Source organism: Amycolatopsis sp. NPDC059021 (assembly GCF_042739895.1).
In the GTDB taxonomy this organism is placed as follows: domain Bacteria; phylum Actinomycetota; class Actinomycetes; order Mycobacteriales; family Pseudonocardiaceae; genus Amycolatopsis.
The window spans coordinates 1-13508 of sequence record NZ_JBHYIQ010000062.1 but is presented as its reverse complement, the minus strand read 5'-3'; the positions used below and the strand labels follow the sequence as shown (position 1 = coordinate 13508).

The following is a 13508-nucleotide window of genomic DNA, read 5'->3' as shown; positions in this document are numbered from 1 at the left end:
GCGCTCCGCGGCCTCCCCGCGCGTCGTTCCGGGCTTTCGGCGGGCTCTCCCGATATCGTTACACTCACCCACCCGCGATCATGACGTGACGCAGGACACTCCACATACGCCGAGGTCAGCGGGCGTGTCCGGCTGCCGGAGGGCGGCAAAACCCACATGCGGGGTGCACACGCGCGCGCGAACAGTCAAAATGTGTCCGTGGCACAACCGACGACGCAGTTGAACGCGACGGAGCAGGACACCCTGGTCAAGCAGATCGGCCTCGCCCTGCTGCGCGCCGCCCCGCGCGATTGGCGCAAGGTGACCGCGGAGTACCGAGCCGTCGGCAGATACCACGAGCTGACCGGGGAGATCATCACCGAGGACGGCACCGCGCAGGAGTGGGTCGCCACCCACGACATCGCGACGCTGTTCGGGCGCCTGCGTGCCGGGATGTACCGCGACGGCCGTGGCACCTGGTTCAACGCGCGCTACCAGCTCGATCACCCGTCCAGTTACAACCTCGAGTACAACCGCGACGAACCGCAGTGGGACCTCGCGCCGCCGCCGCAGGCGTACTCCGACGAGCTGCGGATGTTCCCGCGGACCGAGGAGAACGTCCCGGACTGGCTGATCCGCCGCATGTCGGGTCTCGGACCCGAGCTGCCCGGCCCGCACTTCCGGATCGCCCGCATCTTCGACACCATCGGCCCGGCGGGCCGTCCGGTGATCAACCGCCCCGACCTCGAGGTCGAAGAGCAGGACAGGCTGCTGGAGTACCTCGACCACGCGCCGCTGGTGGTCACCGAACGCGGCTACGACATCGACCGGCTCGCCCAGACGCCGGAGGCCACCGTCCCGGTCGCGTTCCACAGCGACGGGCAGTGGATCTGGCCCGCGGCGGTCAACTTCTACCTGCGCACCTACGGCGTCTCGCCCGAACCGGACCTGATCGAGCACGTCCGGTCCGTCGGTTTCGCGCTTCCGCCGGTCGACGACGCGACGCTGCAGGCCGCCGGCGCGTATCTGACCCGGGGCAACCAGCCGCCGCAGCAGCGTCCCGGCGGGCCGCCCCCGCAGGCCGCGCCGCCGCCCCCGCCGGTGGCCCCGCAAGCGTTTGCGCCTCCGGCACCGCCCGCTCAGGACGGTCCGCCGCCCGCCGAGCCGCCTGCCGCCGCGCAGGCCGCCCCGGTGGTCGAAAGCCCGCTCGCCGTGCACGCGCCTGCCGCCGAGCCGCCCGCGGCGTCGCAGGCCGAGCCGCCGTTTGAGGAAGACTTCGAACAGCGGCACGAGTACGCGGATTCCGCGCATGACGAACAGGCCGGGGACTACGCCGAGCACTACGACGACGAGGCGTACCAGGAGCACGAGGAGTTCGACGACCGGTTCGTCGACGAGCCGGAGCACGAGGAGCAGGCTGCGCACGCGGCGCACAGTGCCGGGAGCAACGGCTCCTCGCCCGAGCCGGGGCATCACCCCGATCTCGGCGAGACCGAGGAGTACTCCCCCGCGGCGGCCCACGAGGACGGGGACACCGGTCCCGTGCGGCAGGTGCCCGCGGAGCACTCGGAGCCGGTGGGTGCCCACGAGGAACCGGAGGCCTACGACCCCGGCCCGCCGACCATGATCGCCGAACCTGGTATCGCCGGCGCGGCGCCGGTGCCCGGCCCGCTGCCGCTGGCCGAGCCGGAGCCGCGGCAGGAGCAGCCGCCCGCTCCCCCGGCCGCGCCGCGGCGCGAGCAGCAGTCCGGCCCGCGCCGGGCGCTGCGCGAGGAGCCGCGCCGTGCCCAGCCCGAAGAGCGTCATCCCGTGCCCGCGCTGGCGGATCTGCGGGCCAAGCTGGACGAGCTCGGTGTGCCCGCCGACGGCTATCGGCTGGGCGAGCCCGCCGAACACGGCTGGAGTGTCGAGCAGGTCGAAGAGGGCTGGCGCGTCGGCTGGTACGACGGCGAGCTGAGCAACCCGGCGGTCTTCGGCGACCCCGAGGACGCGGCCGCGTTCATGCTCGGCAAGGTCCTGCTCAATCCGAACGGTCACGTGGCCGCGCCTCCGCCGCCCGCCGAGCCGGAGCCCGCGCAGCCGGATCCGGCGGACGCCCCGCCGCCTCCGGTGCTGGCGACGCTCTCGCCGGAGATCGCGACCGGGTCGCACCCGATCCCGCCGCGCGAGCCCGCGCCTGCCCGCGAGCCCGCCCCCGTGCGGGAACCCGTTCCGCCGCGGGAGTCGATTCCCGCCCAGGAGCAGACCGCGTTCACCACGGCCGAGGAACTGCTCGGGGACGACCCGCTCGACGAGCCGTCGCCGCCGCCCGCACGTCCGCAGGCACCCCCGGCCCCCGCGCTGAGCGGGCAGGTGACTCCGCCGCCCCCGCCCGCGCCGCCGAGGCGCGAGCCGCCCGCTCCGGCGCCGACGGCGGTCGTCCCGGTTCCGCCACCGCCCGCTCCGCGCCGCGAAGCGCCCGTGCGGGCCGCGCAGGGTGCCGGTGCCTCCGGTGGTGGCGGCGGGAACCAGCAGTGGCCGATCGCCCCGATGGCCGGGGAGCCGCCGCTGACGTTGTTCCGCGGCAAGGAGTTGCGGGAACTGCCCGCGGGCAGCGAGCTGGACCGGTTCGGCGGGCCGAGCGGGAACCTGACCTACGCCGCGGGCACGCCGTTCGAGGAGCGCTCGCTCGTGCCCGAGTGGGTCAACCGCCCGTACCACGTCTACCGCGTGCAGCGTCCGCTCGAGACGCTCGCCGGGGTCGCCATCCCTTGGTTCAACCAGCCCGGCGGTGGTTCGGCGTACCTGCTGCCCGCGTCGATCGAGGAACTGCTGGCCGAGGGTGACCTGATCGAACTCGATCCCGGCGAACCCCCGGTGGACTGATCCGGCTTCGGCGGAACGGGGCACGCGAGCATCGCGTGCCCCGTTTCTGTTGGGCTACTTGACGATCAGGCCGTGCGCGGCGGCGTATGCGACCGCCGTCTCGGGGTCGACGTAGACGCCGCTAAGGTCGGCCTGCACGAGCCCGTTCGCGTCCAGGATCGCGCCGCGCAGGTCCGCGCCGGACAGTTTCGCGTCGCCCAGCCGCGCGCCGGTCAGGTCGGAGCCGCGCAGGTCCGCGCCGGTGAGGTCGGCCTCGATCAGGCTGGCCTCGCGCAGCCGCAGGCCGGACAGGCCGAGTTTGCGCAGCCGCGCCCGTGCCAGCGACGCCAGGGAAAGATCGCATTCGGTCAGCGCGATCCCGATGAACCAGCAGTCCACAAAGGACGAACCGAGCAGCGAACAGGAACTCCACCGGCTCTCGCCGAGCGAGGTCCGCTCGAACACGCAGGAGCGGAACGCCGACGCGTCGTGCCGGGAGCCGCTGAGATCGGCCCCGGAGAAGTCGCAGTCGTCGAACGTGCAGCCCCTCGTCCGCAGCCCGCGCAGGTCGGCGTCGGTGAAATCGCAGCCGGTGAAATGGCGTTTTTCCCACCACTGTCCGGAAAGCACGGCCTCGCGGTAGTCTTCGGCGGTCTCGGTGGTCACCCGGCAAGGATGACACATCGCCTCCGGGCGCGGTCACGCCTTACGCGGAACGATGTCCGCGCTCTGCACGTACTCCATGGCCGCGATGTACTTCGGGTCCCGCATCCGGCGCTCCATCTCCGGATAATCCAGGTCCTCCAGGCGCGTCTGGATCCACCACAGGTTCCCGAACGGATCGAGCACGCGGCCGACGCGATCGCCGAAGGCCAGGTCGGTCTGCTTCGTCACCTCGGTCGCCCCGGCGGCGACGGCTTGGCGTTGCGTGGCTTCGCTGTCCTCGACGTACAGCCGGAGGAACGCGGGAGTGTCGATCCACTCGTCCCGCGCGTCGAACATCATCACGACGGCGTCGCCGATGCGGACCTCGGCGTGCCCGATCCTGCCGTCCTCGCCGGTCACCCTGCCCAGTTCCTCGGCGCCGAAGGCGCGCTTGAGAAAGTCGATCAGCGCGGCGGTGTCCCGGGAGATGATCCACGGGGTGACCGTGGTGTATCCGGCGGGGATCGGACCGGCGGCGGGGTGGGTGGTCATCGATGGCTCCTTCGTCCGTGGTCTGGTGCGGACCACGCTAGAAGCCATATAGGACAGAAATCGTCCGTTAGGTTTCCGGTTTTTCCTTGATCCGTTCGGCCAGCGCGGCGACGCTCCCGGATTCGAGCAGCCGCCGGTGTACGGCCTCCTGCTGTCCGTTCAGCGGTTCGACGCCGGCTCGCAGGCGGCGAATCCCGGACCGCATCCGCGGCCGCGTCCACCGGGGATGCCACAGCAGCTTGAGCAGCAGTCCGGTGGCGGACTTCCGGTAGCTCACGCACGTGGCGAGGAGTTCGGCGGGCGCCGCGCCGAGCGGATTGCCCGCCTCGGCGTCGATCAGCCGGAGCGCCTCGCATTCCAGCTCGCGCTCGTACGCGCCCGCGGCGAAGTCCATAGCGACGCGGGGGATCCCGGCGGCGAGCGCGGCCACCATGTACGTCGCCAACGCCTTGCGGAACGCCGAATCCGCCGGGGAGCCTTCGTCGAGTGTCACGACGAGACCGAGTTCGCCGGCGATCGAACGTGGCCGTCCCGCCACCGGCGGGATCGGCGCGGCGCCGGGCGCGAGTTCGCGGACACCGCTGGGCACCGCGGCCAGCGCGTAGAGGGCTTCCATCACTGCGCCACGCAACTGGCGCCGATCCTGGTACTTGGTGAAGTAGTTGGTCACGACCGCCCCGACGGCACCGCCCGCGGTCGTGTACGCGAGTTCGACGAGACCGGGCATCAGCCGGCGTGCTCCCGGTCGTGCCGGTCCTGGGCGGCGAGGACGGCACTCCCGTTGTCCTCGATCCACCGCACGAGGTCGCCGAGCGGCCGCATGACGCTGTGCCCGAGTTCGGTGAGGGTGTAGCTCACCTTCGGCGGCGTGGACGGCTCGACGGTGCGCTCGACGAGACCGTCGCGGACCAGGCTCCGGAGCTTCTGCGTCAGCACCTTTTCGCTGATGCCGTCGACCTTGTCGCGGAGTTCGTAGAACCGCAACGTACCGTCCCGCAGCGCGGCGAGGATGAGCGTCATCCACCGGCTGGTGAGGTTCTCGACGATCATGCGCCCGGGGCACGTGCTGTCGAACACGTCACCCACGGGGACGGACACACCCTTGCCCATCTGCGCACCTCCCGATCGGTAGGGAGCCTACCTGAAGGTAGGTCCTTACCAAAGGAAAGCCGATATGGTTGCCTGGGTCCTGCCGGCGGACCCGCCGGATTTCCTTGCCCCGACGGAGGAATCCATGAACCAGCCAGCACCGGTCGCCGTGGTCAGTGGCGCGAGCCGGGGCGTCGGAGCGGCGACAGCCCGGGAACTCGGGCGACGCGGCTACCACGTGATCGTCAACTACCACCGCAACGCCGAAGCCGCCGCCGGTGTCGTCAAAGCGATCGAAACGGCGGGCGGAAGCGCGGCGGCGATCCAGGCCGACGTGTGCGACGAGCAGCAGGTGGCGGCGCTGGCCGAGCGCGTCCGTACCGCGCACGGCCGCGTCGATGTCCTGGTGTGCAACGCCAACACCGCGCAGCCGCCGCTCGAACCGCTGCTCTCGCTGCCGTGGGAGGTTTTCGCCGAGAAGGTCAACAACGAGCTGTCCGGCGTGTACTTCCTGACCCAGCGCGTGCTGGCGATCATGCGGGAGCAGCGTTCCGGGCGGATCGTCTACGTTTCGAGCACCGCCGCCGACGACGCCGGTGGTTCGACCGCGCATTCCACCGCGAAGGCGGCGCTCAACACCTTCAGCCGGCAGGTCGCCGCCGAGGCCGCCCAATACGGCGTCACCGTGAACACGGTCTCGCCCGGCGCAGTCGACACCGACGCGACCGCGGAGGTGATCACCGACGGCGTCCGGCAGTATCTGCGGGAGCACTCGGCGCTCGGCAGGGTGCTCACGCCCGAAGACGTCGCCCGCACGATCGCGCTGGTGGCCGGCGACGGTTTCGGTGCGGCGACGGGACAGATCATCCGTGTCGACGGCGGCCGTGACGTGCTGGAGCAGAAGCTCGGCGGGGTGCGGGGCGTGATGACGAAGCCCGCTTGAGCACGGTCAGCGGAAGTCCCGGGATTTCGAGGGAATCCGCAGCGGCAGCGGCTCGAACCGTTCGGCGAGCACGTTGATCACCCCGTCGACCTTCTCCACCATGCCGTGGACCAGCAGCGCGGAGCTGGACCGGGCGACCCGGTGATAGCGCTGCCAGACGTGGCGGGTGCAGACGACGTTGACCATGCCGGTCTCGTCTTCGAGGTTGAGGAAGGTGATCCCGCCCGCGGTTCCCGGCCGCTGGCGATGCGTCACCGCGCCGCCGACCAGGACGTGGCTGCCGTGCCCGTGCTTCGCCAGCCGCTCGGCCGAAAGCACGCCGAGTGCGTCGAGCCGTTCGCGGATGAACTGGGTCGGGAAGCTGTCCGGGGACAGCCCCGTCGCCCAGACGTCGGCGGCCGCGGTGTCCATTTCGGACATTCCGGGGAGGGTGGGGGCGTGCACGCCGACCGAGGTGCCGGGAAGTTTCTCCGGACGGTCCTCGGCGGCGGCGCCCGCCGCCCAGAGCGCCTCGCGGCGTTCGAGATCGAAGCAGGCGAACGCCCCGGCCGTGGCCAGCGCTTCGACCTGCGGGCGGGTCAGCCGCACGCGCCGCGCCAGATCGGACATGCTCGCGAACGGGCCGCCGTCCTCGCGCTCGGCCACGATCGTCTTGGCCAGTTCCTCGCCGATCGTGCGGACCGTGCCGAGCCCGGTACGGACGGCGTGCAGTTCTCCCCCGTCCGGCAGGGGTTCCAGCGTCGCGTGGGGCAGGCTGCGATTGATGTCCGGGCCGTGCACGGTGACGTCGTGCCGCCGCGCGTCGGCGACGAGCGACTGCGGCGAGTAGAACCCCATGGGCTGCGCGCGCAGCAGTCCGGCGCAGAACGCGTCCGGGTGGTAGAACTTGAAGTAGGCACTGGAAAACACCAGATGCGCGAAGCTCAGCGCGTGGCTTTCCGGGAAGCCGAAGTTCGAGAACGCCTTGAGCTTGCCGAAGATCTGCTCCGCGAGCTCGGGTTCGACTTCGTTCGCTATGGCACCGTCGAGGAATCGCTGCCGTAGCCGCTCCATCTTCTTCTCGGACCGCTTGGCGCCCATCGCGTGCCGCAGCTGATCGGCCTCGGCGGCGGTGAAGTCCGCGACGTCGAGGGCGATCTGCATCATCTGTTCCTGGAACAGCGGCACACCGAGGGTTTTCTCCAACGCGTTCTTCAGCAGCCGGTGATCGTATTTCACCTCCTCCTTTCCGCTCTTGCGGCGGATGTAGGGATGCACCGAACCACCCTGAATCGGCCCCGGCCGGATCAACGCCACTTCGACGGCGAGTTCGTAGAAGTTGCCGGGCTTCAACCGGGGCAGCGTCGCCAGCTGCGCCCGGCTCTCCACCTGGAACACGCCGATCGCGTCGGCGCGCTGGAGCATCCGGTAGATGTTCTTGTCCTTCAGGTCCAAGGTGGCGAGGTCGATTTCCTCGCCCTTGTAGTCCTTGACCATATCGAGCATGTAGTGCAGCGCCGACAGCATGCCGAGCCCGAGCAGGTCGAACTTGACCAGTCCGGCGACAGCGCAGTCGTCTTTTTCCCACTGCAGTACGCTGCGGTTCTCCATCCGCGCCCATTCGATCGGGCACACCTGGCTCACCGGCTCGTCACAGATCACCATCCCGCCGGAGTGGATTCCCAGATGCCGCGGAAAGTCTTCGAGCGCGCAGGCGAGTTGGACGACCTCTTCCGGGATGTCGTGGTCGTGATCCTTTTCGGTGTCGTGCAACGCACCCCAGCGATCGATCTGCTTGCTCCACGCGTCCTGTTGCCCGGGTGCGTACCCCAGCGCACGCGCGGCGTCCCGTACCGCGGACCTTGCCCGATAGGTGATCACGTTCGCGACCTGCGCGGTCCGCAACCGGCCGTACTTCCGGTAGACGTGCTGGATGACTTCCTCGCGCCGGTCGGATTCGATGTCGATGTCGATGTCCGGGTAGCCGTCCCGGTCGGGCGCGAGGAACCGTTCGAAGAGCAGCCCGTACTTCACCGGATCCACCTTGGTGATGCCCAGCGCGTAGCAGACCGCCGAGTTGGCGGCCGATCCCCTTCCCTGGCAAAGAATGTCGTTCTCGTGGCAGAAACGCACGATGTCGTACACGATCAGGAAGTACCCCGGGAATTCCAGCTTCTCGATGATGTCCAGCTCGTGATCGATCTGCTGGAACGACTCTTCCTTCTTGTCCCCTCGGAAGAGTCTCTCCGCTCCCCGGTAGGTGAGTTCACGCAGGTGCTTCGCTTCGGTGGAACCTTCCGGAACGTCGAACGGGGGCAGCTTCGGCGCGAGCAGCTTGAGGTCGAAGGCACATTCCTTGCCCAGCAAGGCGGATCGCTGCACCGCGCCGGGATAACGGGCGAAGATCTCCGCCATTTCCGCACCCGAGCGCAGGAACGCCGTCGTGTCCGGGGGCAGCCAGCCCGCCATGTCCTCGATGCCGCGCCGCGCCCGGATCGCCGCGAGCGCGGTGGCCAGCTTGCCGCGTTCGGGCCAGGGGTAGTGCGCCCCGGTGGTGGCCACCGTCGGCAGCCCGAACTCCCTCGCCATTTCCCAGAGCAGGTCGTTGTGTTCGCTGTCCAGCGGCAGCCCGTGATCGGTCAGTTCGACGTAGACGCTGTCCTTGCCGAAGAGGTCGACGAGCCGGGCGAGCCGTTCCGCCGCCGCGGCCGGGCCCTCGGTCTCCAGCGCCGCACGCACCGAGCCCTTGCGGCAGCCGGTGAGAACGACGCAGTCCCCGGCGACCTCCTCGGCGACCGCTTCCAGCCGGTAGACCGGCCTTCCTTTCTCCGCGCGAAGTTCCGGCGGCAGCTCCGCCTTGTCGTGGCCGTGGAGCTGCCCCGCAGTGATCGCCCGGCACAGGCTGCGATAACCGTCCGTTCCCTTGGCCAGCAGCAGGAGATGTTCGCCTTCGGGATCGGCGATCCCGTTCTGCGGCCCGGAAAGCCCGATGCTCAGTTCCGCGCCGTACACCGTGGCCATGCCGAGTTCCTTGGCCGCTTCGGCGAACCGCACGACCCCGTACATGCCGTCGTGGTCGGTGAGCGCGATCGCGTCCAGCCCGAGCCGGGCGGCCTCCTCCACCAGTTCCTCGGGATGGCTTGCCCCGTCGAGGAAACTGAAGTTGGAGTGACAGTGCAGCTCGGCGTAGGGAACCCGGACACCGCTCCCCCCGTCTTCGACGCCCCGGAGTGCGGGCGGGTCCTTCGGCTTCCGCCGGTTCTCCTTGCGGCCGCCCCACACCTCACCCTCGGTGGCCTCCCCCGAAAGCGCATCCGCGAGGTCCTTCCAGGGAACGGGCGGATTGTTCCAGCCCATCGGTCACCAGTTCTCCGGGGAGACCCGGGGCACCGGGATCGGCGGCGACGGCACGGCGTCCTCGGGCAGGTCCCAGGACTGCCGCTGCGCCGGTACGACCGGCTCCGCCCGCAGCCAGTCCCGCACGCTTCGCCGGTATTCCTCGTCCATGGTCAGTCGTACATCCCTTCCACTGTCCACACGGGATTCTCGGTGCCGGCGCACAGCGCCAGCACCGCTTCTTCGCTCTCGCCCCGGCCACCGGCGAGCAGCAGCGGAACCCGCGCCCGCCGGTCGCCCGAATACCACGCCGTCCAGCCGAGGATGTCCCGGACTTCCCCGCCCAGGCTGATCCGGCGCGGTGGCGCGGTGATCCGGCGCCGTGCGGTGATGCCCACCGGACGCCCCTCGGCGTCGAAGACCTGAGCGGGCAACGGGCGTTCCAGCACCGTCGCCGGGGACGGGGCGGGCAGCCGCCCCCGCCACCGCGCTTCCGCCGCCGGGCTCGGCTCGTGCCGGTCGCCCCACGGCACCTTCCGGACCCGCTCGGCAGGCCCGAAGCCGCCGTCGAGCACGGCGGTGAACACCCCTTCCGGGCCGAGCAGGCTCTGGACCCTGGCGAACGCCCGGCCCGCCCGCTCGGTGGCGACGGCGTCGTCCTCCTCCAGGCCCGTGAAGCCGGCGGCCTTGCCCCGCCACAACCCGAGTTGCAGGGAACGTCCTTCGACGAGTTCCTCCGGCTCCAGCAGCAGCCGCTCCACCCCCGCTGTCGGACGTTCTCCCGGCGCGGCACGCAGCCAGCTCTCGAACTGCCAGCGCACCCTGTCGGCGACGCCGTGCGGGGTCAGCGGTTCGGCGCAGCGCCACACCCTGCCGAGCTGCTCGCCTTCCTCGGTGGTGGCGTAGATACCGAGCCGGGTGCAGGCGAGCCCGCGATCGGCGAGGCGGGCGTGGAACTTCTCGCCGAGTCCCTTGGCACGGAACGCGGCGACGTCGATCCGGTCGAGCGGCGGGTCGAAGGTCTCCGGCAACGCCAGTTCCGGGGACGGCGTGCGGCGCAGCGGCGGGCGTTCGGACAGCCCTCGTGCCAGCCGATGCGCGAGCACTCCGGCGAGCCCGAACCGGGAGGCCACGTCCCGCTCGGCGAGCCCGGCGAAGGCGCCGAGCGTCCGCAGGCCGAGCCTGCCGAGCAGATCGACCAGCTCGGCGCGGTCGGTGTCCGGCTGGTCCAGCTCCCGGATGGGCAGCGGTGCCAGGAATTCCGCGCCACGGCCGGCTTCGACCAGCTCGCCGTGTCGGGCGGCGAGAGTCGCGGCGAAGAGCCCTTCGGAAACGCCGACCTGACACTCCACGCCCGCGTCCGCGGCCACCTTGTCGACCAGCGTCTCGACGAGCCGGTGTTCCCCGCCGAAGTAGCCCGCCGCCCCGGACACCGGGACCGCGACGACGCCGGGCCGGACCACCTCGACGCCGACCACCAGTTCCTCGACCGCTCGTGCCACGGCCTCGAAGAGCCGGGCGTCACGGCCGTCGTCCACGCCGAACACGGCGAGGTCCGGGCAGCGGGACTGCGCCTCGCGCCGTCGCATGCCCCGGCGTACCCCGCGGGTCCGCGCCACGGCGGAGCAGGCGACGACCCGGTTCGCCGAGAACACCGCGACCGGCCGGGCCACCGGTATCCCGGCGGTGGCGGCCGCGGCGACCGCCGGCCAGTCGGGGCACCACAGCACCAGCATCCGGGCGGGCAGCGGGCCGGTCATCCGGTGGCCTCCTCGCACACCGCCGAAGACACCGTCGCCGCGGGCACCGCCGCCGTGTCCGCGCGGACGACGTCGCCCGACGGCCCCGGCAGCAGCAGCTCCGCCGATACCGGGCGGGCGGCCGCGCCCCGGCCCCGCACCCGCACCGACATCCGCCGCGCCCGTAAGGAGCCGTGACCGCCGGCCAGCCCCTGCCAGCGGTCACGGCTGCTCGAGAGCTCCACCTCGGCTCCCGGCCAGGGGCCGAGGGAGAGCAGCACCGCACCCCGGTGCCGGGCCCTGGTGGACAGCCGCCGCGCCACCGCGGGCGCCACCGCGTTCCCGTTGGCCACGACGAGGTCGACCCCGTCGAGCAGGGCCGCCACCACCGCGGCGAACTCCGTGCCCGGCCGGGGGACGAGCGCGAGGCGGGACAGGTCCACCCCGAGCTCGTCCGCCGCGGCCAGCCCGAGTGAAGGCACGCCGACCACCGCCGCCCACGACCCGGCGGCGGTGGCCCCGGCGAGCAGGGCGAGCAGCAATGAGGTCGATCCGTGCACTGCCACGGTGCTCCCGCGCCGGAGCCCTGTGGCGGGGAGGAGACCGGCCAGGGCAGGAGAGACCGGGAGCACCCTTCCCGGCGTTCTCGCCTGCGCACGGCTGGCCGTGCTCACTCCGGGCAGTGCCGCGAGCCGCGCCACGGGCGCGACCGGCGTTTCCACCACGGCCGTCACTGCTGCACCTCCCCACTGCGGACACGTGCCCGCCCGCCACGCCCGGAAACGTGGCAGGAGGACAACGGACGCCGCGGGGAAGGCGGCTTCACTCGGTGTTGCACTCTCCCAACACGTCGAACACCTGTTCGACGTGTTCAGTCAACCCGGATCCGCGCCGGTTGTCAAGCGCGGCGGTTCAGCGCCGGAAGTCCCAGCGGGTGGCGCCGTAGGGCTCGGCGGTGGCCACGCCGACAGCGGTGTGCAGGGTGAGACGGTAGAGGTGCCACGGCGCGGGACCCGCGCTCGGCGCGCTGTAGGCGGCCGTGAAACCGTCTCCCGCAGCCGAAACCGGCCAGCCGCCGGTGCGGTAGACGGCCGCCGCTCGCTCCAAAGTGGACGGATCGGTGATCCGCTCGGCCTCGCCGTCGAGCACCAGGTCGATGCCGCGCAGGCGTACCGACACGGAGCAGGCGGGGTTCGCCGCGAGGTTGCGCGACTTGCGGGTACCCGGCCCGCTCGTGAAGTACAGCGCGTCGTCCAGCCACAAGGCCCCGACGCCCGCCGAATGCGGCCGCCCGTCGGGCCGCGCGGTGGCCAGGAAGAAGGTCAGGTCGGCTTTGGGGGTGTCGTCGACGAGGACGTCGCGCGGACGGCTCCACGGCAGCTCCGCGGACCCGTATCGGTCGAGGTTGGTGATCGATGTCGGCTCGAAAGCAGTGTCAGTCATACCAGTGCGTCGAACGGGACGAGCCCGGATCGACACCGGGAACCGAAGACTTCTTCCCGAGTGTCGTCACGCCGGGAAGAGGTGCTTCTCAGCCGTCACGAACTCGCGAGTTCCCGGAGCAGCGACAGCGAATTCCGCCAAGCCATGGCGCTCGTCCCGGCGTCGTCCAGCGTGCCGCTCTCGGTGACCCGGACCAGCGTGCCCCCTTCCGCCGGGGCGATCGTGATGTCGACCAGGTCGCCGGGTTCCGGCAGCAGCCAACGGAAAGCGAAGCGACGTCCGGGTGTCACGGCTTCGACCCGCGCGGGGAAGCTGCCGTGTTCGTCCCATCGCAGGGCCATCGCGCCGCCCGGCACCAGGTCGATCTCGGCGCCGCCGAAGGCGTACCACCGCTGGAAGTTCCCGGGCTCGGTGACCAGCCGCCAGGTGCGCTCGGCGTCCGCGGGAACCACGATCTGCTCGGAGATTTCCATGGTCCGAATCTAGAGCGGCCCCGGGCGTCCGTCATCCGTTCGGCGCGTTTCTGTCGGTGCGCCCGGCTACAGTCCGCCGCGTGGACATCGGCAAGCAGCACACGTGGCGGATCGAGCCACGGGAGTACGCCCGGCACGAGGCCCGTCGTGGCAGGCGTTTCGCGTTCCCCCGGCTCGTTCCCGGGCGGACCGCGCTGGTGGTCGTCGACATGATCCCGTTCTTCGTGCACGGAAACCCGTACTGCCGGGGCATCGTGCCCGCCATCGGCCGTCTCGCGGACGCCCTCCGCCGGGCGGGCGGCACGGTCGCGTGGGTGGTGCCGTCGACGGAACGGAGGCCGGCCGCCGAAGAGTTCTACGGCCCGGAAGTGGCCGAGAAATACCGTGTCGCGGGGGGGCCCCGCCCCCCCCCCCCACCCCGCTGGGCGGGGTGGGGCGTGGCCCGGAGCGCCCTTATGGGCGAGAAGAAAGCGCCGAGAGCGGGGT

Annotated in this window: 12 protein-coding genes and 1 pseudogene; 3 read left to right on the top strand and 10 right to left on the bottom strand. The window is 71.2% G+C overall.

Annotated elements, in window-relative coordinates:
• Positions 1–156 precede the first annotated feature (156 nt).
• Positions 157–2844 carry a TNT domain-containing protein gene (locus ACFWX1_RS30490; RefSeq protein ID WP_378393169.1) on the top strand — a complete coding sequence of 896 codons (2688 nt, stop codon included), beginning with the start codon at positions 157–159 and terminating at the stop codon, positions 2842–2844.
• 54 nt (positions 2845–2898) lie between these two features.
• Here the strand turns inward: ACFWX1_RS30490 and ACFWX1_RS30485 are convergent, their stop codons facing one another.
• The 4 genes from ACFWX1_RS30485 to ACFWX1_RS30470 form a co-directional block, all read right to left on the bottom strand.
• A complete protein-coding gene (locus ACFWX1_RS30485) occupies positions 2899–3489 on the bottom strand; it encodes a pentapeptide repeat-containing protein (RefSeq protein ID WP_378393167.1) in 591 nt (196 codons plus the stop codon).
• Positions 3490–3522: 33 nt separating this feature from the next.
• Positions 3523–4020 carry a VOC family protein gene (locus tag ACFWX1_RS30480; RefSeq protein ID WP_378393165.1) on the bottom strand — a complete coding sequence of 166 codons (498 nt, stop codon included), beginning with the start codon at positions 4018–4020 and terminating at the stop codon, positions 3523–3525.
• 67 nt (positions 4021–4087) lie between these two features.
• Positions 4088–4747 (bottom strand): hypothetical protein, encoded by a 660-nt coding sequence (locus ACFWX1_RS30475; protein ID WP_378393163.1) that lies wholly within the window; start codon positions 4745–4747, stop codon positions 4088–4090.
• Positions 4747–5130 carry a winged helix-turn-helix transcriptional regulator gene (locus tag ACFWX1_RS30470; protein WP_378393161.1) on the bottom strand — a complete coding sequence of 128 codons (384 nt, stop codon included), beginning with the start codon at positions 5128–5130 and terminating at the stop codon, positions 4747–4749. The genes ACFWX1_RS30475 and ACFWX1_RS30470 overlap by 1 nt, the downstream gene beginning before the upstream one ends.
• 124 nt (positions 5131–5254) lie before the next feature.
• Between ACFWX1_RS30470 and ACFWX1_RS30465 the strand changes: the two genes are divergently transcribed.
• Positions 5255–6052, top strand: a complete 798-nt coding sequence (locus tag ACFWX1_RS30465; RefSeq protein WP_378393159.1) for an SDR family oxidoreductase — start codon at positions 5255–5257, stop codon at positions 6050–6052.
• A 6-nt stretch (positions 6053–6058) separates the two neighbouring features.
• Here the strand turns inward: ACFWX1_RS30465 and ACFWX1_RS30460 are convergent, their stop codons facing one another.
• The 6 genes from ACFWX1_RS30460 to ACFWX1_RS30435 form a co-directional block, all read right to left on the bottom strand.
• Positions 6059–9388, bottom strand: coding sequence for an error-prone DNA polymerase (locus ACFWX1_RS30460; protein ID WP_378393157.1), 3330 nt, complete (start codon positions 9386–9388; stop codon positions 6059–6061).
• A 3-nt stretch (positions 9389–9391) separates the two neighbouring features.
• Positions 9392–9538, bottom strand: a complete 147-nt coding sequence (locus ACFWX1_RS30455) for a hypothetical protein (RefSeq protein ID WP_378393155.1) — start codon at positions 9536–9538, stop codon at positions 9392–9394.
• A 2-nt stretch (positions 9539–9540) separates the two neighbouring features.
• Positions 9541–11127: a DNA polymerase Y family protein gene (locus ACFWX1_RS30450; protein WP_378393153.1), complete on the bottom strand. Its 1587-nt coding sequence runs from the start codon at positions 11125–11127 to the stop codon at positions 9541–9543.
• On the bottom strand, positions 11124–11840 hold the full coding sequence (locus ACFWX1_RS30445) for a hypothetical protein (protein ID WP_378393151.1): 717 nt from the start codon (positions 11838–11840) through the stop codon (positions 11124–11126). Before ACFWX1_RS30445 ends, ACFWX1_RS30450 begins: the two co-directional genes overlap by 4 nt.
• A 178-nt stretch (positions 11841–12018) precedes the next feature.
• Positions 12019–12549: a pyridoxamine 5'-phosphate oxidase family protein gene (locus ACFWX1_RS30440; protein WP_378393149.1), complete on the bottom strand. Its 531-nt coding sequence runs from the start codon at positions 12547–12549 to the stop codon at positions 12019–12021.
• A 95-nt stretch (positions 12550–12644) separates the two neighbouring features.
• Positions 12645–13022, bottom strand: a complete 378-nt coding sequence (locus ACFWX1_RS30435; RefSeq protein WP_378393147.1) for an SRPBCC domain-containing protein — start codon at positions 13020–13022, stop codon at positions 12645–12647.
• An 80-nt stretch (positions 13023–13102) separates the two neighbouring features.
• On the opposite strand from ACFWX1_RS30435, the pseudogene ACFWX1_RS30430 reads away from it, so the two are divergent.
• A pseudogene (locus ACFWX1_RS30430) lies at positions 13103–13508 on the top strand (cysteine hydrolase); the annotation flags it as partial.